11 protein-coding genes are annotated in these 24,898 nt (G+C 41.5%); 7 read left to right on the top strand and 4 right to left on the bottom strand.

The features are described from left to right. Window positions 1-56: 56 nt before the first annotated feature. Together CD126_RS07810 and CD126_RS07805 are read left to right on the top strand one after the other, a co-directional pair. On the top strand, window positions 57-452 hold the full coding sequence (locus CD126_RS07810; RefSeq protein ID WP_065428831.1) for a hypothetical protein: 396 nt from the start codon (window positions 57-59) through the stop codon (window positions 450-452). A 326-nt stretch (window positions 453-778) separates the two neighbouring features. Then, a complete protein-coding gene (locus CD126_RS07805) occupies window positions 779-1,975 on the top strand; it encodes a putative glycoside hydrolase (protein WP_049408012.1) in 1,197 nt (398 codons plus the stop codon). Window positions 1,976-2,063: 88 nt separating this feature from the next. On the opposite strand, the gene CD126_RS07800 is transcribed toward CD126_RS07805, so the two are convergent. Both CD126_RS07800 and CD126_RS07795 read right to left on the bottom strand, forming a co-directional pair. Continuing rightward, window positions 2,064-4,373 (bottom strand): CDP-glycerol glycerophosphotransferase family protein, encoded by a 2,310-nt coding sequence (locus CD126_RS07800; protein WP_103370277.1) that lies wholly within the window; start codon window positions 4,371-4,373, stop codon window positions 2,064-2,066. 22 nt (window positions 4,374-4,395) lie between these two features. Then, the gene (locus CD126_RS07795) at window positions 4,396-6,948 is read right to left on the bottom strand and encodes a CDP-glycerol glycerophosphotransferase family protein (protein ID WP_103370276.1); all 2,553 of its coding nucleotides are present in this window, start codon (window positions 6,946-6,948) and stop codon (window positions 4,396-4,398) included. 587 nt (window positions 6,949-7,535) lie between these two features. Between CD126_RS07795 and icaA the strand changes: the two genes are divergently transcribed. The 4 genes from icaA (at window position 7,536) to icaC (ending at window position 10,946) form a co-directional block, all read left to right on the top strand. Further along, window positions 7,536-8,762 carry a poly-beta-1,6 N-acetyl-D-glucosamine synthase IcaA gene (icaA, locus tag CD126_RS07790; RefSeq protein WP_049408032.1) on the top strand — a complete coding sequence of 409 codons (1,227 nt, stop codon included), beginning with the start codon at window positions 7,536-7,538 and terminating at the stop codon, window positions 8,760-8,762. Then, on the top strand, window positions 8,729-9,037 hold the full coding sequence (icaD, locus tag CD126_RS07785) for an intracellular adhesion protein IcaD (RefSeq protein ID WP_082143059.1): 309 nt from the start codon (window positions 8,729-8,731) through the stop codon (window positions 9,035-9,037). The genes icaA and icaD overlap by 34 nt, the downstream gene beginning before the upstream one ends. 65 nt (window positions 9,038-9,102) lie before the next feature. Continuing rightward, window positions 9,103-9,897, top strand: coding sequence for an intercellular adhesin biosynthesis polysaccharide N-deacetylase (gene icaB, locus CD126_RS07780; protein WP_049408019.1), 795 nt, complete (start codon window positions 9,103-9,105; stop codon window positions 9,895-9,897). Next, window positions 9,894-10,946 carry a polysaccharide intercellular adhesin biosynthesis/export protein IcaC gene (icaC, locus tag CD126_RS07775; RefSeq protein ID WP_103370275.1) on the top strand — a complete coding sequence of 351 codons (1,053 nt, stop codon included), beginning with the start codon at window positions 9,894-9,896 and terminating at the stop codon, window positions 10,944-10,946. The genes icaB and icaC overlap by 4 nt, the downstream gene beginning before the upstream one ends. A 40-nt stretch (window positions 10,947-10,986) precedes the next feature. Here the strand turns inward: icaC and CD126_RS07770 are convergent, their stop codons facing one another. Next, window positions 10,987-11,685, bottom strand: a complete 699-nt coding sequence (locus CD126_RS07770; RefSeq protein ID WP_049408022.1) for a phosphatase PAP2 family protein — start codon at window positions 11,683-11,685, stop codon at window positions 10,987-10,989. 237 nt (window positions 11,686-11,922) lie between these two features. Here CD126_RS07770 and CD126_RS07765 point away from each other — a divergent pair, with 237 nt between their 5' ends. Next, window positions 11,923-13,173, top strand: coding sequence for a Gfo/Idh/MocA family protein (locus CD126_RS07765; RefSeq protein ID WP_049408023.1), 1,251 nt, complete (start codon window positions 11,923-11,925; stop codon window positions 13,171-13,173). 173 nt (window positions 13,174-13,346) lie between these two features. On the opposite strand, the gene CD126_RS07760 is transcribed toward CD126_RS07765, so the two are convergent. Then, window positions 13,347-24,554 carry a GA-like domain-containing protein gene (locus tag CD126_RS07760; protein ID WP_103370274.1) on the bottom strand — a complete coding sequence of 3,736 codons (11,208 nt, stop codon included), beginning with the start codon at window positions 24,552-24,554 and terminating at the stop codon, window positions 13,347-13,349. Window positions 24,555-24,898: the final 344 nt, after the last annotated feature.

Here is a 24,898-nt window from a genome sequence, read left to right as displayed (position 1 = left end):
TGTTTATCTACGCTATAATATAATTAAAATAATAAATATATAAGGGGTATACAACTGTGAATATGAAAGTTCGCGAAAACGATATATTAGATTATTTATCTTTAAAGAGACCTGATCATACATTTAGATCTGGACGTATGTTAGTAGGTCAAAGGGGACAACATAATCTTGAAGTTTATTATTTTGATGATGATTTACTCGCTATTACAGAAGTAGGTTTTAAAGATTTCGAAATTAAAAGTGCAGATATATTAGATTACAGTCAACTCAAACGTGTTACTTTGAAAAAAGGATTCTTTTTCCGAAAAATGTTAGTTGAAAGTAAAGATAACGAAAGTATTCAGTATAAAACATCAAGAACGCTACTCACTAATTTTAATAACAAAAACTTCGATGCGTTTATTAAAGGTGAGAAAGAACGCATTATCTATGAGGACGGGCAATTTGTTTAAGACTTCCCGCAGTCTACGGGAGGGTTATAATTGATTTTTAACGCATTTAGACGAGGAATCGATGAATATATTAACTATTGCTCTTCGCAGTAGCTGTTTGAACTTGAGATAGCTAGCACTGTCTAAAGTACGAGACACCCTTGCAGGGGTGAGACTACGGAATCACATAGATTTCTGTCTCACTCTCTTTTTTATATTTATTGTGACAAAACGATTCAATAATTGTTGAACTTCTATAGTTTAGATAAAATATAATTGAATGAAAGTTATTTATTTCATCTATACATTAAATAACTATTCAAATAAAACTAAGGGGATGACGTAAAATGAAGCGTTTGTTGACTGCACTCGCTGCCGGTGTGCTCGTGCTATCTGCCTGTGGTACAACAGATGATTCGAAATCTGATAAACAGCACTCTGCTAAATCAGAACAAGCGAAGAAAAATGAAGTGAAATATCCAAAAGATGGAGTTAAAGGGATTTATGTAACACCGAATTCACTCAAAGGTAAGAAGTTTGATGAACTTATCGATTTTATCAATGATACTGACTTAAATACGATGGTCATTGATGTGAAAGACGATAGCGGAAATATCACAATGAATTTAAACTCTGATAATAAATTGATTCAGAAGAATACCCAAGAGAGCGTAAATTTGAAGAAATTGATGAAGACGTTAAAGCAGAATCACATTTATTCTATTGCGCGCATTGTGACTTTTAAAGATTCTAAACTCGCTGAAGAGCACCCTGAGTGGTCTTTCAAGAAGAAAGATGGCGACGTTTGGGAAAGTGATGGCGGCGATAAATTTATCAATCCTTTCAGTAAAAAAGTCTGGGATTACAATATTAATGTCGCTAAAGCAGCCGCAAATGCCGGTTTCCAAGAAGTGCAATTCGACTATGTCCGCTTCCCTGAAGGCTTTGAGAACATGGACACTGAACTGTCCTACTCTAACGGTAAATATAAGGGCGATGATACTAACCATACACAACAACGTGTGGAGACGATTACTGATTTCTTAAAAACTGCACGCAAATCATTACATAAATTGGATGTGAAGACGGGTGCAGACGTGTTCGGTTATTCAGCAACTGTTGAAGAAGCGCCAGGCATTGGCCAAAGTTTCCCTAAAATTGCTGGTAATGTCGATGTGATTTCTTCAATGGTCTATCCATCTCACTGGAGTCCGAATGATTTCGGCATTGCCCATCCTGACCTCGAACCGTATAAAACCGTCGACAAATATTTGGGTCGTGAACATGATGTGTTGAAAAAAGCTGGAAAACACCAGCCACAGTCTCGTCCATGGTTACAAGATTTCACAGCAAGCTACCTTGGCGAAGGGAACTACAAAGAATACGACGCTCAAGCCGTACAAGATCAAATTCAAGCACTGAAAGATCACGGTATTAACGAATTCCTACTCTGGGATGCCTCCAATGAATATACGAAAGGCGTCGACTATTCACCAGCTCAAAAAGAAAATAAGACCCACAAAGATAAAGACAACAATAAATAAGCATAAGAATATGCGCTAGTGCAAAGGCTGTTCCCCACCACTAGCGCATTTTTAATATTTTATATAACTTTCTGCTCTATTTTCAAACTCACAACACTTTATCATTTTTTAATTCTTGAATCACACGTTCAGTATTGCGATTATCATTAAATTCGTTGATTTGACGGTAATTGTGACGTACTTTTTCCGGTAAGTGATAATTTGTATTTATCGCTTTCTGTACTAACGCGACGAGTTCGTGCTCGTCATCAGCAACTACACCTGGCACGTTATCGCGATTAGCTGGCGTCGTTCCTCCATGCTTAGCAATAATGTCATCAAACTCTTTCCAATAGAAGATTGGGAAAGCCCCATGATTAATCGCATCAAAGATAATCGAAGAAATATCAGTGATATAGATTACGGAATTCTTCAATGTATCTGTCGGATCTTCGACAAATAAATCGGCATAGTCTTTAAATAAATCTTTCGCATAATGTGCAAATTTGTTGTGTGCTGCGATTTGCAAACGATCTAGCAATCCAGCCTGTTCAAAGGCTTGAATCACTTCTACCATGGATTGATAGTACGTCGTCTTCTTAATGTCACCATTTACGACAGCTGATTCTTCCCACGGACGCCAAGTCGGCATGTAAGTTATCTTGTTGGCATTCGGCGCGAGTTGGGCATTGTCGAATTTCGGCATCCCTGTTTTCATCAATTCGAAATCGTTATACCCTAATTCATTAAAGATTTTAGCTTCAACTTCTGAACTTACGACGGATTTCACCACATTGTTGGTCATGTTCTTTTTGTGGAATCCTACATTTTTCGAATCTCCACGTGGTTTTAAAAATGTAATACCATGTTGCAAGAAATACAGCGGTGTCGCTTGAATTTTACGATTTAAGCGATCATTGAATATACGTGTGTTAATCGCATGATTACTCAATTCACTGGCAATAAAATAATCCGCGAGGAAGACATAGAGATAGTTTTTAAAGCTAAAGCGATCAACAATCTTCTTGCCCCACTTCTTCTTCATCTCTTTGTATTGCGGAGATGTGCGATCTAAGATAAAGCGATTCGTCGCTTTCGTGCTACGATCACTGGCTGCCGCTTCAAATACGTATTTTCCAGATTCAACAGCTTTAGAAGCTTCTTTTTCAAAATATACGTTCACATTGCGACGCCCCATCAAGAACTTAACGACTGGCGCCACTTTCGCAGCCATACTAATCTTCCACTTATGCCATGGCTGATAAATCTTCAATGCTGGCAGGTTGCCAATCGATAAATTATTCGCCGCATTTCGACGAACGATAATCGCATGACCTTTATAGTTAAACGTGCGCACAACTTTCGCTTGATCATTTAACTGTTTCATTTGATGGAGTGGATGAACCATCTTACCATTCAACGCCATAAATACTGTGTTATGAATTTGAGTAAGGTACGGTAACTGCTTGATCTTCACTTTCGCCTCAAACTGACCCGAGCGAGACCATTTCACCTTACCGAGCGACTCCCCAGCTTTCGTCACTAACTCCGTAGGTCGAATCGTCGCATGATAATCAATTTGACCACTAAAGATGATATGTCGTAGTGACTTCTGCACTTTAATCTCACTACGCTGATAAAGTAAGTCATTCTCTTTATCTGTCTTGATACTAAGTTTGCCATTGCGATAACTGATAATATACAAGCGATTATCTAATTTTAAATATACTGGACGTGTTTGATAGCGTAAAAAGTCATCATCTAGACGTCCATCTTTATCCTTTTTCAAATTACTGAGACGAATACGCTGTTGGTGTGTTGAAGTCCAAACTACGAATTCATTCGCACTATTAAAATCGAATTGCAGTTCAGAATCTGAAATCACATCGATATGATGTGTTTTAAAAGAAAAATCACGTTTAGCATGCGTATATTCTAAGAAAGTGAAGTCCGAGGCGTACTGGATTTTAATAAAAATCGCAGGGTCGCCCTCACGATTGACTTCATCTGTAATCCATGGCTTACGGCCTACCTCGAATAGCGTGCTGTAATCGAGCTCAATTGCGACATCGTTGTACGTATCTCTAATCTGATAACTCAGTTCAGTTGGCATCACTTCAAAGCGCTCGTGTAATGCTTGAATTGATATATTGAGACTACCTTCCGTCTTATTATTCAAATACGGTGTACAGTACACCTTATGATTTTTCGCATGAACATAATAAACGCTTTCTTGATATTCAAATATCGCTATAACTCCGTCTGGATAAGCAGTTTTCCCCAACTTAAACTCTGAACCATCAAGTTGGGAAGCCTGAATACGCCATGTCTTCTCATTACGCACAGTAAAGGCGAGTTGTTGTGGTAACTGTTCTTGAATTGAACCGTAGTTCACATTAAATTTAACTAATTCTATCATCTCTCTAGCTCCTCTAATGTTCTTATACCTTCGTCATAATCGCCTCATACACGCGCTCGCAATTATGATGATCTATATGATTAAAAATAAGGTTTCTATCGCCTATCGGGCCGTGTGTACGTTTCAGCGCAGCCTCGATGTTATAAATCAACTCATTTTCAGAATAAGCAATGTCCCCGATAAAGGTATCGTTAATCGGTCTTAGGATGCCCTTTCTAAAGAAATGCGCCACATCAAAGTGGTAGAATAGCACAGGCTTGTTCATATAAGAGAAATCGAAGCTAACAGAACTATAATCCGTAATGAGTAAATCGTGATTGATCAATAAATCCTGCACAGTTTCTTTACCGAGCTCCACGTAATTGACTTGCGACGCCGCGTTGTCCTCTAAATACATCTTAAAGAAGCTTTGCGCGCGATAATGCGGGTAGAAATTCAATTCAAGCTGATACTGCTCACTTAACTTCAGCAATTGCTCATTATTAATCAAACTCATATAGCGCTTTAAGTACTCACTATGGGTAAACGCCTCTGTAGAGTTCAGCCAATCACGCCACGTCGGCATGATTAACACGCGCTTAATCTTTTTACGCGGTTCGAGTGGAAGACGGTCAAAGCGTGGTAAGCCTGTGACAGCTACCTCCTCATCTTTATAACCCATCTCTTTCATCACGACATCTCGTTTCTCGTAGTCGCTTGAGACGTTAAATAAATCAAATGGTGATTCATAATACTTACGATGATATTCCACATTTTTGCGTCCAAGCACACCATGTTGAAGGAAGATCTTAGTCGTATCTTCGTAACCCCAGAAACCAGGAGCCGCTTTGTATGGCATAATATTCTCGATATCATGCGTACACATGAGTACTTGTGCTTGTGGTGCGATGCGGAGATGGTCTTCTGAACCGAAACGTAACACGTGATCTAAATGTTGAATCCCTGCATAGTCTTCAGACGTTTCATCGATGACGTAATACGCTTCCACATCCGTGTGTTCTTGTAGCCACTTGAACATTTGAATACCACTTTCTTGCGCAGTATCCGTGCGTTCGCCAATCATCCAAATATTGTTATTTTTAACGTTGTTGTCATTCAATATTTGTAATTCACGAGTTGATAAATCGAACGTTTCAAATTTGATATTTTTAAAAGGTGTGAGCGTCATCATAAAGTAGACGGTACGCGCTCCAATGGCTTGTTCAACCAGTGTTTGAACCTTATCTTTTTTATAAATACCTGTCTTGTATTTAATTTTCTGCTTTCTCACTAACGTTTCGCCATCATAAACTGTCACGAACACATCGATAATCGATTTCTTCTTCGTTAACAGTTCAGACAAACGTTGATAATCGAGTGACACACTCTGTTCACCACGTTCAATCGGCTGTGACCACGTCTGTTCAGACTCTCGCTCTTCAAACGTTAAATAGTAATTACAGTGTTGATACACTGCATGCGGTTGGAAATAAATATTTAAATGCTGGTCGTCATACGAATTAACGCCAACTTTGAACTTCGGTTTGCGATATTTTAGCGTCATACCGTTACGACTATTGATATTTAATTGATAAATTTCATCTTCTAAAGTATGGAACGTCTTGAACTTCAGCGACTCTGCCGTCAATAGATACGTATGTTCGTTAATACAGATGAAGACTTTCTTCGTTTTAACACTCTCAATCGTAGATAAATCTAATTTCGCAGATACCTTATTTAAGCCAATCGTCGTATCTAAGAACTGTACTTGACTGTAGTTCACGTCGACGATACCGAGTTGAACATCATCGTCATCTCGTAACGTATATGGTGTTTCAAACGCAATGTTGAGGTGGTTTTCGTCGGCTAACTGCGTGATTTGAACGTCAGACACTTTGTAGAATACGCGATTGATAGTGAGTGTATTTCGACTCACATGATACTGCATGAAATAACGCTTGAACGTCAAAGGCATTGAGACTTCAATCGGATACAGTTCAAGTCCTTTTACCGCATACACATAGAACGCCTCTTGCGCGATTTCCTCTTGAGTATATGCGACATTGACCTTGCCAGCGTGACAGTCTAATGTCTTCATGTGTTTAGAATTCAACAAGAGTAATGCTTCGATCGGCGTTGAATGATCTGAGCCGTCTGTCACTTCGAGCTCATCTCCTGCCTTACTAAAATGCACCGGGCAAGGTTCGTTAATGTACGTATAACCGAGCTGTAAATGTTGAAGGACAATCTGTTGATCTACCTCAAGTTGATATAAACCTCCGTTAAGACCTTGCATCACCTCAAGGCGATCACCTGCTTGTAACCATAAACGCTTGCCATTATGCGCTAAAGCAATATGTAGTTGTGACTGAGTTCTATGAAGAATTTGAGTAGGTAGTTGAAGTACTAACGTATTACGTGAATGAGAGGTCACCTCGAAATCAATCGGTTGGCCGTTCGCCGTAATCGTTAGTTGTTTCGCATTCAAGCGTAGAAAGTTCTTATATGTACAATCAATAGTAATGTACTCTTCGCCTAGATAAATACTTTGAACGACAAATTGCTTCACTAGGCGTTGTTTAAGTTGTTGTAACACCCTCGCGTCCCTCCTGAAACGAATTTCATCTAATATTTGAATTTGTAGAGACATAGGGCTTATATGGGTCTTCTAACGGTTATGACACTTCCTCTGAGTGCCTCACCTCACAAATGATTCCCTAATCAAAATCCCTACCACTTAACGTTGTATCGAATTTTGATGCTAGTTCATTAAATGTGACTGTTCTTATATTTATTGATTACTATATTATATTCTATATCTTTTGTCGGTAACAGTAAAAACAAACAACTTTTTCTCAAAAATACTAAAATATTTATTCGTTTAAACACTACTGTGATTTAAACAACTTTCTTTACGTTGCATTCTCAAAATAGCTCACTTCTTATAAAGTGGCTTTGAATTCCTAGTTCATTACTATTTAAAGTAGGTTTACTCTCAATAATTTTATTCAACCTCATAAATCTCACTTTAATTCCATAAGCAAAAGTTGAGAAATAAATTAATTACTAGTTAATATTATTATTGTTTTGCGTCACATCAATTTAATAGTTTATCGATTGTAATTTTGATTTAAGTGTATTACAATTCAATTGACTGATTAACGGAAGGTAGAACAGAACATGATGGACATCTTACTATTTCCACTGATGTATCCGCTCTTTATGTCCATTTATTGGATTGTAGGTACCGTGTACTATGTCGCTTGTTACGAGCGTAAGTTAAAGCGTAAAGTCGACAAAGATATCGGTGACATGGGTATCTCCTTTCTCATTCCTTGCTATAACGAAGAAACGACGATTAAAGATACGATATTGAATGTCTATAATCTAGAATTCCCTAATAAAGAGATTATCGTCATTAACGATGGGAGCTCAGATCATTCAGCTCGTATATTAGAACAGCTCGCTCACGAAATTGATTTTAAATTTATTAATTTACGGGATAACAAAGGGAAGGCAAATGCACTTAATGAAGGGATTAATCATGCGAAATTTGATTATGTAATGGTCATCGATGCAGATACGATTATCGATAATGATGGGCCATATTACATGATTCAGCATTTTAATAATGATAGTCAATTGGCAGCAGTCACAGGCAATCCGCGTATTCGTAACAAGAGATCACTTCTCGGTAAGATTCAAGCGATCGAATACACGAGCATGGTCGGTGGGATTAAACGTGCCCAATCTGTCATAGGTAAGATCAATACGATTTCTGGGGTCTTTACCCTCTTTCGTAAAAGTGCGGTGGAACACGTCGGCAAATGGGATATTGACATGATCACAGAAGATATCGCGATCTCCTGGAAATTCCACTTACATAAATACACGATTAAGTACGAGCCTCGCGCACTTTGCTGGATGTTGGTGCCAGAAACGATTGGAGATTTATGGAAACAGCGTATCCGATGGGCACAAGGTGGACAGGAAGTATTGATTCGCGACTGGAAACACGGTTTAAGAGCGATTAATATTCCACTCTTCACTCTGATTATTGAACAAACGCTATCTTTGATATGGGTATATTGGATTGTTGGTGCCCTATGTTGGATGATTCTACATATCAACTTCTTAGACATTTACTACCTAGAATATCAATTTACGCTCATCTTATTACCGGCACTCGTGCTCACATTTATCAACGTCTTACAGTTCACCGTCTCCCTTCTCATCGACAGTCGCTATGAGAAACTCAATCTGATTACATTTATCTTTTTAAGTTGGTATCCCGTATTCTACTGGCTGCTCAATGCTTTAGTCGCCATCGTAGCATTACCGAAAGCATTACGTCGTAAGAAAGGAGCATTTGCAACATGGACAAGTCCGGAACGTCGAAACGAAGAATAGCACATCTCTGTTTAAATCTTCTACGTGAAAGTGTCATCTTAATATTTAGCTTAGGGTTCTGGCTCTACTGCATCATCGCCTTCATCCTCTTCGTGGGAACAATGGTGCGGTCACACTCCCCTTCCGTCTTATTAACACGCGTTACTTTGAATTTGGAGGCGAGCGATATCGAACAACTCCTGCGCACGATGCTCTTGTTTTCAATCATAGCTATCGTGATATTTACGACTTGCTATATCGTACAAAGATTTGTGTGTGGTAAAAGAGGTTACTAACTTTGAGGCGCATACATAAGTTCTTCATTGTCTGTCTCACTCTACTCCTATGCTTATGCGAAACGATGTGCGCAAGTCCTGCAAAGGCAGCTGATACAACATCCGAACTCAGTTCAAATCCTAATGCAGCTATCGCACTCACTTACCATCGTGTTCGAGATGGCAGCTTGCTCGAACGTTTTATGCAATGGTTCTCAAATAGTAAAGAACTCAATACCTATAGCGTGACGAAACGAGAGTTTGAAGCGCAAATGGCGTGGCTTCATGCCCACGACGCACACTTTCTCACAGAGGCTGAACTCTTAAAGTACAAAGCACAAGGTCACTTCCCTCCTCGAAGTGTGTGGATTAGCTTTGATGACATGGATGATACGACTTTGTACAACGCACAACCCATTCTTAAGAAATATGACATCCCTGCTACTGGATTTCTCATCACCGGGCATGTAGGTGATCATGATTTCCATAATCTTGACTTACTTACATTAGCAGAACTTAAAGAACTCCACTGTTCAGGTCGATGGAACTTTAGCTCTCACTCGCATGACTTACATGGGTTAAAAGGCAAGAACGCCAATATGACATCTGTCTCTAAGACAGTCTTAACTTCAGATATTCAAGCCAGCAATGCATTTTTGAAGAAACATTTTAACGAAGATAATCAAAGTATTGCCTATCCTTATGGCAAATTGAACGAACGCAACATCGCAGTACTCGAAGCAAACGGTATTCACTACGGCTTTACAGAAGTCGACAAAGTGATTGAACCGACATGCAATAATTACAAAATACCCCGCATATTAGTGAGTCGAGATTCATTCGAACGACTCATTAAGGGGTGGACAGGATTTCACTCATGACTCATTACAAGACAGAATTAACCTATTTCAGAGCATTCATCTGTATCTTAATCGTTCTCGTACATATTCTCACGCAATACATGGGACATGTGGAAGACAGCGAGACTTCAGAGCTCAAATTACTTTACTATATACAAAATATCATTATCTTTGCTACACCTAGCTTTATTATCTTGTCTCAACTGCTCACAACTTTAAATTATAAGACGGTCGACCGTCACTATCTTTGGAAACGGGTCAAATACATCTTGTGCCCTTACTTACTCGTAGGGACTTTCTATGCCTATAGTGAGCATAAGATTACAGGTAATACGTTTACAGAAGAATGGTTGAAAAGTGTGATTTCAGGACACTGGCATGGCTATTTTATTCTGATTATCATGCAATTCTTCGTTCTGAGTTACTTACTGTACAAAGGGTCACCTCGCATTTTTGATAGTAAAACGGTATTGGTGCTTAGCTTTATTGTTCAATTTAGTTTCTTACATCTTTATAACGAGAATGCTGTTTTCGCTAAATATTTCACAGCTTTTTATCCGTTTAGTGAAAATACATGCATCCTAGGCTGGATTTTCTTCTTTTTCATGGGAGGATATATCGGTCGTCATTATCATCAAATCATTCAATTTTTGAATTTACATATCTTTATCGTGTTGGGCGTGGCAATCCTCAGTTATTTAGGATTCATCGCTTTCGGCCATCATATTTATTGGTATGTCACAAGTTTCAGTGCAGGTTTGATGTGCTATAGTTCAGTGATGTTCTTACTGCTCTTAGGTGTCGCTACCCATTTCAACACACTGTTCTATTCGTCAGTTCAGCTTATTAGCACATTCTCATTCTTTATCTATTTGTTGCATCCAATAATTATTGATTCGCTTTATCATTATTTCGCGGCGTTTACGGATATGACGTTGGTCTTCTTGGCTATATCGCTCTTGTTTACACTGGGGATTTGCATTGGTGTAGGATTGTTGTTGAGGCAGTTTCGGATGTGTCGCTTTGTAGTGGGGAAACAGCCGTATAAGATGCATGTGAATTATGAGTGACAAGGCATACTCCTTATCGTGGGGTATGCCTTTACTTTTACTATTTCATATAAAATGTCTTTCCTATTCTCATAAATGGAAAGTCTTGATGTAGCAACCATTTATAAACTTTTGTACACAGAAGTACCCAGAATGATCCGAATGCGACGCCACTAATCACATCTGTTAGGAAGTGTGCATGGAAGTAGAACCGGCTCATAATAATGCTTAACCAGGTTGTTAAGACTGCCGGTAGTGTGACCGCTTGTGCTATAGGACTTTTAATCACGGGCACGAGTACGAGCGTGATGAGAGAGAAGAAGACACTGCTCGCAACGGCATGACCGCTTGGGAATGAATATCCTGTATCTTGTACAAGATGTTGGAATGGACGGGAGCGTTGGATGGTATTTTTCTGTATAAATCCTACGACGCCCGCTGAACCTACAACGCCGAGTACCCACAGACTGACTACATAATATTTCTTGTAGAACATAAATGATGAAATGGCTCCCATAATCCCAAGAATCGAAGGAATATCAAAGTATTTCGCAAAGATTGTATAATAACTGTTTAGCTTGCCATCCTTAAAGTTCATCTTTGGTCGACCATACCGTTGATACCATTTATCTCTGACTCTCTTATCTAATTGATGCAGTGCTTTCACTCCTGCTCCGAGACCTGCTGAAACCCCGATAAATGTCGCACCTGTTAAGACTAAAGCAGAAGAGGTCGCTGTTGACTTTAACTTTCCAAACATGATGAGTATCCCCTTTTCTTATGTATAGTTCAATATTAGCGATAATTGTTGTATAAGCGCAAGAGAATACGTTTTTCCGCTTCGCTCATCTTTAGATATTTTTTACATAACAACGTTTCATTCTGCATTAACTGTCATTGACTTTTTAGATGAGGTTGGATAGTATTTTTATGAAAATAAGTGGTGAATCACACTAACTGTTAACAATCATGTATGGGTAAAATGGGGAGAATTTGTATGAAGAAATTAACAGCTGTATTACTTGGCGCAGGAGACAGAGGGGCTTATGCGTATGGACCGTACAGCTTGGATCATCCTAATGAAATAGAGTTCGTGGCTGTTGCTGATCCGGATAAAGTGCGACGTGACTACTTTGCGGAGGAACATCAGATTGAAGCCCATCGACGTTTTGAAGACTGGAGGGATGTCTTGAGTCAGTCTAAAATAGCTGATGTAATGGTAATTTGCATGCAAGATCAGTTGCATTATGAACCGGCAATCGCAGCATTAAATAAGGGGTATCATGTGCTGCTTGAAAAGCCTATGTCACCCACTCGCGAAGAATGTGTAGAAATGACGAAAGTGGCTGAGCAGAACCATCGATTATTAACGATTTGTCATGTTATGCGTTACAGTCCTTTCTGGTCTGCGATTAAAAATTGTATTGCGCGTGGTGATATCGGGAAAGTCATCTCTATTCAGCTCAATGAGAACATAGGACATTTACATATGGCACATAGTTATGTACGCGGAAATTGGCGCAATTCTGATTTAGCGAGCCCTATGATTTTACAAAAATCTTGTCATGATATGGATATCATTTCTTGGTTAATAGACAGTGATTGTAAATCTATTAATTCATACGGTTCACTCTCACTTTTTAAAGAAGATAATGCACCTAAGGGCTCCCCTGAATATTGTTTAGATGGCTGTGAAGTTGCTGATCAATGTCCGTATTATGCTCCTGATTTCTATTTAAGTGACTCTAACTGGGCGCGGAAAGTAACCAATGATGTTTCTAGAAAAGGTATCATTGAAGCTCTGAAAGACGGGCCTTACGGTAAGTGTGTGTATCGTTCGGATAACAACGTTGTGGATCATCAAGTAGTCAATATGGAGTTTGAAGGTGGCGAGACTGCTGTGTTCTCGATGTGCGGTCTTACCCACGATAATACACGCGTAGTCCAAATTAACGGCACTAAAGGTGAAATTTCTGGAAAATGGATGACGAACCAATTCACAGTATCCGACTTTGTAACAGGAGATCAGAAACAAGTTCCTGTGAATGTTTCGAACTCAGGACACGGCGGCAGTGACTCAGAATTGATGAAACATTTCGTTCGTCAGGTTCACGCCTTTGAAGAAAGTCAGACGCCGAGCCTCACTTCAGCGAGAGAGTCGCTCAAGAGTCATCTCATGGCCTTTGCGGCTGAAGATTCAAGATTAAATGGCGGTAAGCCTGTTAAAATTAAAGAAATGTATACGTGATTGTGCATAAAAGTAGCCAAATGAGTAACTCGACGATGAGAGGGACTCGTTCGGCTTTATTAATAATTTGTGAAGATTAAATAATTCACTTAACATGTCCACTTCGCTAAACAGTACATTTTCCTCACATACTAAAAAGCTCCCTCCATATGAGGAGGGAACTCTAATTAATATTATTGTTCATCTTTATCTCTACGTCTTCTTCTGAACAAGAATAGTGAACCAATAAGGGCTGCCATTGAACCTAATATCGTACCTTGACTTGTTGCTTGCTCACCCGTGTCAGGTAATGCGTCTTCATCTTGAGACGTTCTATGACTCGGTGATTGCGGTGTCGTACCTGCTGGATGTGCTCCAGTCGAAGGTATTTCGATATTAGTTACTGTATCAAGTTCAGCTTGTAATGTTGACTGTTCTTGAGCTGGTAGTTGATCTATTTGAGCTTGTGCCTGTTGCTTAGCTGCTATTACGGATTGTTGAGCTTGATCCACTGTTGGTCGTGTTTGACTAGTTGTGTTGCCAGCAGGTTGATCATTCGTATGAGTTGCTGGTTGATCTTGATGTGTAGAATGATGCACATCACCAGAGTGATCTTGAGACGGCTGTGGCTGCGATGGTTGATCTGGGTTGTTTGGTTCTGGCTGTTTCGGTTCTTGCTCACTAACTTGAGGAACTTCAATGCCATGAAGCGCATCTAATTCTGGTTGTAAAATAGCTTTCTGAGTATCAGGAAGCGTATTGACCTTGTCTTGTGCTACCTGTTTAGCATTGGCTGCATCTTGGTTCGCTTTCTCAAGCGCATCATGCTCGGCTGGCGTGATAATTCCGTCTGCTTGGGCTTCTTTCAGCTTGTCTTGTGCTATTTGGTCTGCACGTTTAGCTGCGTCGATTGCTTGTTGAGCTTCGTCACGTTGTTCATCAACAGAGTCGGCCACACCGTTCGCATCTGAATCATTTACGTCAGGGATGTCGATGCCGTGAAGTTTATCGAGTTCGCTTGGCATGTCCCCGCGTTGGTCGCTTGGCAGTGCATCTACTTTTTCTTGTGCATTCTTCTTGGCATCCGCTGCGTCTTGGTTTGCTTTCTCAAGTGCTTCATGCTCATCTGGCGTAATGAGGCCATCCGCATTCGCTTCTTTCAATTTATCTTGCGCGGCTTGATCTGCATGTTTGGCTGCATCCACAGCTGCTTGGGCTTCTTCTCGTTGAGTGTCTACGTCATCAGATACTCCGTTTGAGTCTGAATCATTTACGTCAGGGATGTCGATGCCATGGAGCTTATCAAGTTCGCTTGGCATGTCCCCACGTTGATCTGATGGTAATGCATCCACTTTGGCTTGTGCATTTTGTTTGGCATCCGCTGCGGCTTGGTTTGCCTTTTCAAGAGCGTCGTGTTCATCTGGTGTTATTAGGCCATCTGCGTTTGCCTCTTTGAGCTTGTCTTTAGCTGCTTGATCTGCACTTTTAGCTGCATCAACTGCTGCTTGGGCTTCGTTACGTTGGTTATCAACGTCATCAGACACACCGTTTGAGTCTGAATCATTCACATCTGGCACATTAATACCATGAAGTTTATCAAGTTCACTTGGCATTTCGCCTCGTTGATCGCTAGGCAATGCATCCACTTTTTCTTGCGCATTTTGTTTAGCGTCGGCTGCTTCTTGATTTACTTTCTCAAGCGCATCATGTTCGTCTGGTGTGATTAGACCATCTGCATTAGCTTCTTTCAACTTATCTTGGGCTGCTTGATCCGCATTCTTAGCCGCATTGACAGCTGCTTGAGCCTCTTCTCGTTGAGTGTCTACATCATCGGACACACCATTGGAATCGGAATCGTTCACATCTGGTACGTCTATACCGTGAAGCTTGTCAAGTTCTTCTGGCATATCCCCACGTTGATCTGATGGTAACGCGTCTACTTTTTCTTGGGCGTTTTGTTTTGCGTCAGCCGCATCTTGATTCGCTTTCTCTAGTGCTTTGTGCTCGTCTGGCGTAATAAGGCCATCTGCATTAGCTTCTTTCAACTTATCTTGCGCAGCCTGGTCTGCACTTTTAGCCGCGTTAACCGCTGCTTGGGCTTCCTCTCGTTGGTTATCAACGTCATCGGATACACCGTTTGAGTCTGAATCGTTCACATCTGGCACATCAATGCCATGAAGCTTGTCGAGTTCTTCTGACATATTACCTCGTTGGTCTGATGGTAATGCATCTACTTTATTCTGCGCATTCTGTTTAGTGTCGGCTGCTTCTTGATTTACTTTTTCTAGTGCGTCATGTTCGTCTGGTGTGATGAGACCATCCGCATTAGCTTCTTTCAATTTATCTTGTGCAGCTTGATCTGCATTTTTAGCCGCATCCACAGCAGCTTGTGCTTCCTCTCGTTGTTTATCAACGTCGTCGGATACACCGTTTGAGTCTGAATCATTCACATCTGGTACGTCTATGCCGTGTAATTTGTCGAGTTCTTCAGGCATATTACCTCGTTGATCTGACGGTAACGCGTCCACTTTGTCCTGTGCATTCTTCTTTGCATCCGCTGCGTCCTGATTAGCCTGTTCTAAAGCATCATGCTCATCTGGCGTAATCAATCCGTCCGCATTAGCTTCTTTCAATTTATCTTGAGCTGTCTGATCTGCACTTTTAGCTGCGTTAACCGCTTCTTGCGCTTCTTCTCGTTGTTGATCTATTTCGTCGGACACGCCGTTCGCATCGGAGTCATTCACATCTGGTATATCGATACCATTTAATTTTTCTAAGTCTGATGGCATGTCGCCTCGTTGATCTGACGGTAAGACATCGACTTTTTCTTGAGCACTCTGCTTAGCATCGGCTGCATCTTGATTCGCTTTCTCTAGTTCTTCGTGTTCGTCTGGCGTAATTAAGCCATCTGCATTTGCTTCTTTCAACTTATCTTGCGCAGCTTGATCTGCGTTCTTAGCAGCATCCACGGCTGCTTGTGCCTCTTCACGTTGCTTATCAACATCATCAGATACACCATTCGCATCTGAATCATTCACATCTGGAACGTCGATGCCATGGAGTTGATCGAGTTCGTTTGGCATATCGCCTCTTTGGTCGCTAGGAAGTAAATCGACTTTTTCTTGCGCATTCTGTTTTGCATCCGCTGCGGCTTGGTTTGCCTTTTCAAGAGCGTCATGCTCATCTGGCGTAATTAAGCCATCAGCATTCGCTTCTTTCAACTTATCTTGCGCTGCCTGGTCTGCACTTTTAGCTGCGTCTACTGCCGCTTGCGCTTCTTCTCGTTGTTTATCCATGTCGTCGGAGACTCCATTTGCATCGGAATCATTCACATCTGGCACATCAATACCGTGTAGGTTTTCTACATCTGATGGCATATCTCCGTGTTGATCACTAGGTAATGCATCCACTTTCTCTTGTGCATTCTGCTTAGCATCGGCTGCATCTTGATTCGCTTTCTCAAGTGCTTCGTGTTCGTCTGGTGTAATTAAACCGTCCGCATTCGCTTCTTTCAATTTATCTTGCGCTGCTTGATCTGCACTTTTAGCTGCGTTAACCGCTTCTTGTGCTTCTTCGCGTTGTGCATCTACGTCGTCACTAACGCCGTTCGCATCGGAATCATTCACTTCTGGTACATCGATGCCGTGAAGCTTGTCGAGTTCAGTCGGCATATCGCCTCGTTGATCGCTTGGCAGTGCATCCACTTTATCCTGCGCATTTTGTTTTGCATCCGCTGCATCCTGATTCGCCTTCTCTAAAGCCTTATGCTCATCTGGTGTAATTAAGCCGTCCGCATTCGCTTCTTTCAACTTATCTTGAGCTGCTTGGTCTGCATTTTTAGCTGCATCTACTGCCGCTTGCGCTTCCTCACGTTGTTTATCTACATCGTCAGATACACCATTTGAATCTGAATCGTTAACGTCAGGAATATCAATGCCGTGTAGTGCTTCTAATTCTGATGGCATATCTCCGCGTTGATCACTAGGTAATGCATTCACTTTGTCCTGTGCATTCTGCTTAGTATCCGCTGCATCTTGATTCGCTTTCTCAAGTGCTTCGTGCTCGTCTGGTGTAATGAGTCCATCGGCATTTGCCTCTTTCAGCTTATCTTGAGCTGCCTGATCAGCACTTTTAGCTGCATCGACTGCCGCTTGAGCCTCTTCGCGTTGTCTGTCGACGTCATCACTTACGCCGTTTGAATCGGAGTCATTCACATCTGGAATGTCGATACCGTGAAGATTATCTAATTCTTCTGGCATGTCTCCTCGTTGGCCGGATGGCAGTGCACCCACTTTATCCTGCGCATTCTGTTTAGCGTCGGCTGCATCTTTATTCGCTTTCTCAAGCGCTTCATGTTCATCTGGTGTGATTAGACCATCCGCATTCGCTTCTTTTAACTTATCTTGAGCTGCTTGATCTGCACTTTTAGCCGCATTGACAGCCGCTTGCGCTTCTTCTCTTTGCTTATCAACATCGTCGGAAACGCCGTTTGAATCGGAATCATTCACATCTGGAACGTTGATACCGTGAAGTTTATCGAGTTCAGCCGGCATGTCTCCTCGTTGGTCACTAGGAAGTCCATCGACTTTAGTTTTCGCGTTTTGTTTCGCATCTGCAGCGTCCTGGTTTGCTTTTTCTAGTGCTTCATGTTCGTCTGGTGTGATTAGTCCGTCCGCATTAGCTTCTTTCAACTTATCTTGGGCGGCTTGGTCTGCACTTTTAGCTGCATCGACGGCTGCTTGGGCTTCTTCGCGTTGTGTATCGACGTCATCACTTACGCCGTTGGCATCTGAATCATTCACATCTGGTACATCGATGCCATGAAGCTTATCAAGTTCGCTTGGCATTTCGCCTCGTTGGTCGGTTGGCAGTGCATCCACTTTATCCTGCGCATTCTGCTTAGCGTCGGCTGCATCCTGATTTGCTTTTTCTAATGCTTCATGCTCATCTGGTGTGATTAGACCATCTGCGTTTGCCTCTTTGAGCTTATCTTGAGCTGCCTGGTCTGCACTTTTAGCCGCTTCCACCGCATGTTCTGCCTCTTCACGTTGGGCATCTACATCGTCAGATACACCATTCGCATCGGAATCATTCACTTCTGGTACATCGATGCCGTGAAGCTTGTCGAGTTCAGTCGGCATATCTCCGCGCTGATCACTTGGTAACGCGTCTACTTTTTCTTGCGCATTTTGTTTTGCATCCGCTGCATCTTGATTTGCCTTTTCAAGAGCATCATGCTCGTCTGGAGTAATCAATCCATCCGCATTCGCTTCTTTCAATTTATCTTGGGCTGCTTGATCCGCATTCTTAGCTGCGTTAACCACTGCTTGTGCCTCTTCTCGTTGTCTATCAACGTCATCACTTACGCCATTCGCATCTGAATCGTTCACATCAGGGATGTCGATGCCATGAAGTTGATCAAGTTCGCTCGGCATGTCACCTCGTTGGTCACTAGGCAACGCATCTACTTTTTCTTGAGCACTCTTCTTGGCTTCCGCCGCTTTTTGATTCGCTTTCTCAAGTACGTCGTGTTCATCCGGTGTAATTAAGCCGTCCACATTCGCTTCTTTCAATTTATCTTGTGCAGCTTGATCCGCATTCTTAGCTGCATCTACGGCTTTTTGAGCCTCTTCGCGTTGCGCATCGACTTCATCATTTACGCCGTTTGAATCTGAATCGTTCACATCTGGAACGTTGATACCGTGAAGATTATCAAGTTCGTTTGGCATATCTCCGCGTTGATCACTAGGAAGTGCATCTACTTTATCCTGCGCATTCTTCTTGGCATCCGCTGCATCTTGATTTGCTTTTTCTAAAGCTTCATGTTCATCTGGTGTGATTAAGCCATCTGCATTCGCTTCTTTCAATTTATCTTGTGCAGCTTGATCTGCATTCTTAGCAGCGTTAACGGCACTTTTTGCCTCTTCGCGTTGTCTATCTACATCGTCACTAACGCCGTTGGCATCTGAATCGTTAACATCAGGTATATCAATACCGTTTAATTTTTCTAATTCACTTGGCATTTCTCCACGTTGATCAGACGGTAATGCATCGACTTTTTCTTGCGCATTTTGTTTAGCGTCTGCGGCTTCTTGATTCGCTTTTTCTAGTGCGTCATGTTCATCCGGCGTAATTAAGCCATCCGCATTCGCTTCTTTCAATTTATCTTGCGCTGCTTGGTCTGCACTTTTAGCTGCATTAACCGCTTCTTGTGCCTCTTCGCGTTGCTTATCCACTTCATCAGAGACTCCATTCGCGTCGGAGTCATTGACATCTGGGATGTCGATACCGTGAAGATTATTTAATTCATCTGGCATGTCGCCTCGTTGGTCGGTTGGTAATACATCTACTTTATTCTGCGCATTCTGCTTAGCGTTCTCTGCATGTTGATTTGCTTTCTCAAGAGCGTCGTGTTCGTCTGGCGTAATTAAACCATCCGCATTCGCTTCTTTTAATTTATCTTGTGCTGCTTGATCTGCACTTTTAGCTGCATTAACCGCTGCTTGCGCTTCTTCTCGTTGACTGTCGACGTCATCACTTACGCCATTCGCATCTGAATCATTTACATCTGGTACATCAATACCGTGTAGTTTTTCTAAATCTGATGGCATCTCACCACGTTGATCTGACGGCAATGCATCCACTTTTTCTTGCGCATTCTGTTTAGCGTCAGCCGCATCCTGATTTGCTTTTTCTAATGCTTCATGCTCATCTGGCGTAATTAAGCCATCCGCATTTGCTTCTTTCAATTTATCTTGTGCAGCTTGATCTGCACTTTTAGCTGCGTTAACTGCTGCTTGCGCTTCTTCTCGTTGTTTATCCACGTCATCGGAGACTCCATTCGCATCAGAGTCATTCACATCTGGAATATCGATACCATGTAGTTTTTCTAGGTCTGATGGCATTTCGCCTCGCTGATCATACGGTAATGCATCTACTTTATTCTGCGCATTCTGCTTAGCGTTCTCTGCATCCTGATTCGCTTTCTCTAAAGCCTTATGCTCATCCGGTGTAATTAAGCCATCCGCATTCGCTTCTTTCAACTTATCTTGAGCTGCCTGATCTGCGCTTTTAGCTGCGTTAACCGCTTCTTGCGCTTCCTCTCGTTGTCTATCTACATCGTCGGAGACACCATTCGCATCGGAGTCATTCACATCTGGAATGTCGATACCGTGAAGATTATCTAATTCTTCTGGCATATCTCTGCGCTGATCACTTGGTAATGCATCTACTTTGTCCTGTGCATTCTGCTTAGCGTCAGCCGCATCCTGATTCGCTTTCTCTAGTGCGTTGTGCTCATCTGGCGTAATTAGACCATCTGCATTTGCTTCTTTCAATTTATCTTGTGCAGCTTGATCCGCTTTTTTAGCCGCATTGAGAGCTGATTGTGCTTCCTCACGTTGTTTATCAACATCATCAGATACACCATTTGAATCTGAATCGTTCACATCAGGGATGTCGATTCCATGAAGTTTTTCTAAATCTGATGGCATGTCGCCTCGCTGATCATACGGTAATGCATCGACTTTTTCTAGTGCGTTTTGTTTAGCATCTGCGGCTTCTTGATTTGCTTTCTCTAGTGCGTCGTGCTCGTCTGGAGTGATCAATCCGTCCGCATTCGCTTCTTTCAACTTATCTTGCGCGGCTTGATCCGCATTCTTAGCAGCGTCGACTGCCGCTTGTGCTTCTTCGCGTTGTGCATCGACTTCGTCGGAGACGCCGTTTGCGTCAGAATCGTTAACATCAGGTACATTAATACCATTCAATTTATCTAATTCACTCGGCATGTCGCCTCGTTGATCGCTTGGCAGTGCATCTACTTTTTCTTGCGCATTCTGTTTAGCATCGGCTGCATCTTGATTCGCTTTTTCTAAAGCATCATGTTCGTCTGGCGTAATAAGTCCATCCGCATTCGCTTCTTTCAACTTATCTTGCGCGGCTTGATCTGCGTTCTTAGCAGCTTCCACGGCTGCTTGTGCCTCTTCGCGTTGCTTATCAACATCATCAGATACACCATTCGCATCTGAATCATTCACATCCGGAATATCAATGCCATGAAGTTTATCAAGTTCATCTGACATATTTCCTCGCTGATCACTTGGAAGTGCATCCACTTTCTCTTGTGCATTCTGCTTGGCATCCGCTGCATCCTGATTCGCTTTTTCAAGTGCATCATGTTCGTCTGGCGTAATCAATCCGTCCGCATTCGCTTCTTTTAACTTATCTTGGACAGCTTGATCCGCATTCTTAGCCGCATCGACTGCTGCTTGTGCTTCCTCGCGCTGCTGATCAATATCGTCACTAATGCCATTTGAATCAGAGTCATTCACTTCTGGTACATCTATACCATTCAATTTATCTAATTCACCCGGCATGTCACCTTTCTGATCATCTGGCAACACATCCACTTTGTCCTGCGCATTTTTCTTAGCTTCCGCCGCATCTTGAGCCGCTTTCTCTAAAGCCTTATGCTCGTCTGGTGTAATCAATCCGTCCGCATTCGCTTCTTTCAACTTATCTTGGGCAGCCTGGTCCGCATTTTTAGCCGCTTCAACCGCATGTGCTGCCTCTTCACGTTGGGCATCAATCTTATCGTCCACACCGTTCTCGTTGGCGTCGTTCACGTCTGGCACGTCTATACCAGTGAGACGTGCAAGCTGATCAGGTAAATCTCTCTTCTGAGCCTGTGGTAACGCATCTACTTTACGTTGCGCTTCAGCTTTCTTGTCGCGAGCATTATCACGAGCTTCAATCAACTTATCATGTTCTCCTGGTGTAATGAGTTGATCAGAATTCGCATCTTGTAATTGATCTTTCGCCTCTTGGTCTGCACGTTTCGCTGCTTCAACAGCTTCCTCTGCATCATTGATTTGATTGATTAAGGCTTTTACATCATCTGGCAATTTCAGATTCGCATGCGCGACATCTGTTTCCAAGTTATCCCATGATTTGTCACCATTATTAAATGACCATTTCACTGGGACTTTCAATGTTTCACTATCTTTATTGTAATAATCTTTGAGTTTCGTCCATTTGTCTGTATTATTTTCCACATCTGATAAAGATAAGCCATGTGTCAACGTGAGTGTTAAGTTCTGGATTGTATCATAATATTTTTGTTTTTCTAAAAGGCTTAAATCCTTTTTACCATTCATACCTGGGACGATAGATAGTTTATTCGTACTACTTTGAGAACTATCTGATGTAAACAGACCATCTGAATTCTCTTCTAAAGCGAGACGAATTCCCTCAGGCACTTCGACACCAATGCTTAAATTGCTCGGTAAAGTCGCTTTCTTATCCACATCTCGTGCTGGAATTTCTTGCGTGATATCGAGCTGAGCATCTCCTTTACTAGCAGAAGCGCGTTGATCCGTATTGTACGGTGGAATTTGTTTCAACAATAGCCCTTTAACGTCAAAGGCTGGACCACTCGAACCACGGCCAGTCATCGTATATGAAATGTCACTTTTATCTAAGTAAGACACCGTCACACGTTTGTTGTTCTCATACGTGCCAGATGCCGCACCCGGACCTGAAGTAATCGTTACATCGTCGCCATCTAGCTCAAGGAGGGACGTCGCTTCCTTACCTTTCTCGTTACTGATGTATAAGTTGTCGATTTCATTACGGTTAAAAGTAATAGATTTACGTACATCCTTTGCTTTGTTCTTGTCATAATCATCCAAGTCGTACACGTTGAATAGACCGCTGACTTTCGTCTTCTTGTGATTCATTGACGCTAAATCATCAAACAACTGATTCTTCGTCAATGTCTTCGTATCAGCTTGGTTATAATAATCATCGTATTTCGACTGATCCGCATGTTGATAGAATGATAAGTCGACGTGCGCACCGCCACCACTGTCTGATAAAAGTGAGAGCACATCTGTACCTGATGTCATGAAATAACGCGTATTGTTACGGTCGCCGTTCTCAGAAGGATTCATTCTCACGTGTGCGAGTGCATCGACCGTCTTACCATTAGCCACTCCGATGTCACTGAAGTAGACATAGGCTTCAGGATTATCGTTGTTGAGTCGAATATAATTCCCTTTATACGCACGGACATCATCGTTGTTTCTAGTAGCTAATTGCTTTTTAGACACCTTACCGTCTTTATCGATAACAAAGGCGTATGATTTACTTTTTCCTTCTTTAAAACGTGGTGAAAAGTTAATATCTGATGGTGCTAAGGCAGTGTTCGGTTGGTCTACTTTTTTCACTAATGGGTCATCAAAGTCGATAATTTTACCATTATACTTCTCGTTAGATGCCGTCGCTGCATACGCTTGACGGAATATTGGAGAGCTTGATGCACGGCTTTGAAGTGTTGCTAAAGCTTTAGATTTATCCATATCAGAAGAGAGATTTTTAATCTTTTCATAAAGTTCTTCTGGTGTCTCGGCATCTTCAGCTAACATGTCTAGTTCATCTGAAACTGCACTTACTTTTGCTTCTTCTTCGCGAGCATCGGATGCAGTTTTTGAACTATTTGATGCTTTATCTGACTTCTGATTTAAGACGTCCTTCCCTACAGATTTATCAGTTTCTGTGGAATGATTTGATGACGCAGTATCTTTACCCTGTTCATCTGATGTCGCTTGGTCTTTAGCGTGTTCAGTTGTTTTGTCAGATTTTGCAGTTTCATTACTTTTTGATGCATCAGTATCTTTATTGTCAGATTCTGCATGTTCTTGCTTGCTTTTAGATGACTCGTTGTCTTGCGCTTGGTCCTCAGTGTCATTTGAAGATGTCTTGTCATCTTGTGCTTTGTTTTTGTCACCTTCCGTAGACCCTTTATCCGCTTGTGATTTATCGTCTACGTCTTTTGCAGCGTTATCGTCGTCTTCATCTTGTTGAGATGTTTCAGAGGCGTTGTCATTCTCACTTTGTTGCGCCGCATCTTCGTGAGCTGCATTATTATCTTGATCCTCACTCTGCGCTGAGTTCTCTTGTTGACCCTCAGATGTTTGATCTTCAGCAGATGAGTCTGATGCTTCGTTCTGTGCACCTTCTGATTCTAAGTCGCTTTTATCGGAAGTTGCTTGACTGTCAGCTGACTGAGCTTGTTCTGTTGACGTTTTACTACCTGCATTATCATCGCGAGAAGTTGTCTGATCTTGAGTCTCTTGTGATGCTTCTGGGGTTGGCGCATCACTTTGAGCTGTTTCTTGAGTTTGTGCGTGATCTGTCTCATCTTCACTCGTAGATGAGGCGTTCTCACCGTTATTATTACCATGTTCACTTGTCACATTAACTTCGTCGGCTTTCGCTTCATTGTTTAATCCGAAAAAGAGGATTGCACCTACAAGTATAGAGGCGATCCCTACTGAAAATTTACGTATAGAATATTTATTTAATCGATTGGGTATGAAGTCGAATCTTCTTTTGTCTTTCATCTGATATGATACCTCCACTTTATTAATCGATACACTAATTCATTATATCCAAATTGTTCGCTTTTAAGACGCGCGCAACCAAAGAGGTAAAATTTTTATAGTAAATCAGTAAATAAAGTCACGCCTTTTAATTGACTATTATTATACTAGCCCATTTATTTTCATTAGGATTGCCTATGATTCATTAGTAAGAGTTAATTTATCTTCACTTAAGTTCGAATGATATTAGCTCACACGAGAATTTAATTTCGAAACTTGTTAAAATACTAGGTATTAAACAAATTCTTTGAAATTAATAAATTTCTGTGTCTCTTTAAGGGATTGTTTTATTCAGAAAAGTACTA

Origin of the sequence: Staphylococcus pettenkoferi, assembly GCF_002902685.1 — a bacterium.
Classification (GTDB): domain Bacteria; phylum Bacillota; class Bacilli; order Staphylococcales; family Staphylococcaceae; genus Staphylococcus; species Staphylococcus pettenkoferi.
The sequence above is the reverse complement of the archived record's forward strand: the minus strand, read 5'-3'. Positions and strand labels throughout refer to the sequence as shown.

Excerpts from the sequence above, each read along its gene's own strand:
- icaD (WP_082143059.1), top strand. The coding sequence starts at position 8,729 with ATGGACAAGTCCGGAACGTCGAAACGAAGAATAGCACATCTCTGTTTA.
- CD126_RS07770 (WP_049408022.1), bottom strand. The coding sequence starts at position 11,685 with ATGTTTGGAAAGTTAAAGTCAACAGCGACCTCTTCTGCTTTAGTCTTA.
- CD126_RS07805 (WP_049408012.1), top strand. The coding sequence starts at position 779 with ATGAAGCGTTTGTTGACTGCACTCGCTGCCGGTGTGCTCGTGCTATCT.
- icaA (WP_049408032.1), top strand. The coding sequence starts at position 7,536 with ATGGACATCTTACTATTTCCACTGATGTATCCGCTCTTTATGTCCATT.
- icaC (WP_103370275.1), top strand. The coding sequence starts at position 9,894 with ATGACTCATTACAAGACAGAATTAACCTATTTCAGAGCATTCATCTGT.
- CD126_RS07765 (WP_049408023.1), top strand. The coding sequence starts at position 11,923 with ATGAAGAAATTAACAGCTGTATTACTTGGCGCAGGAGACAGAGGGGCT.
- CD126_RS07800 (WP_103370277.1), bottom strand. The coding sequence starts at position 4,373 with ATGATAGAATTAGTTAAATTTAATGTGAACTACGGTTCAATTCAAGAA.
- CD126_RS07760 (WP_103370274.1), bottom strand. The coding sequence starts at position 24,554 with ATGAAAGACAAAAGAAGATTCGACTTCATACCCAATCGATTAAATAAA.
- icaB (WP_049408019.1), top strand. The coding sequence starts at position 9,103 with ATGTGCGCAAGTCCTGCAAAGGCAGCTGATACAACATCCGAACTCAGT.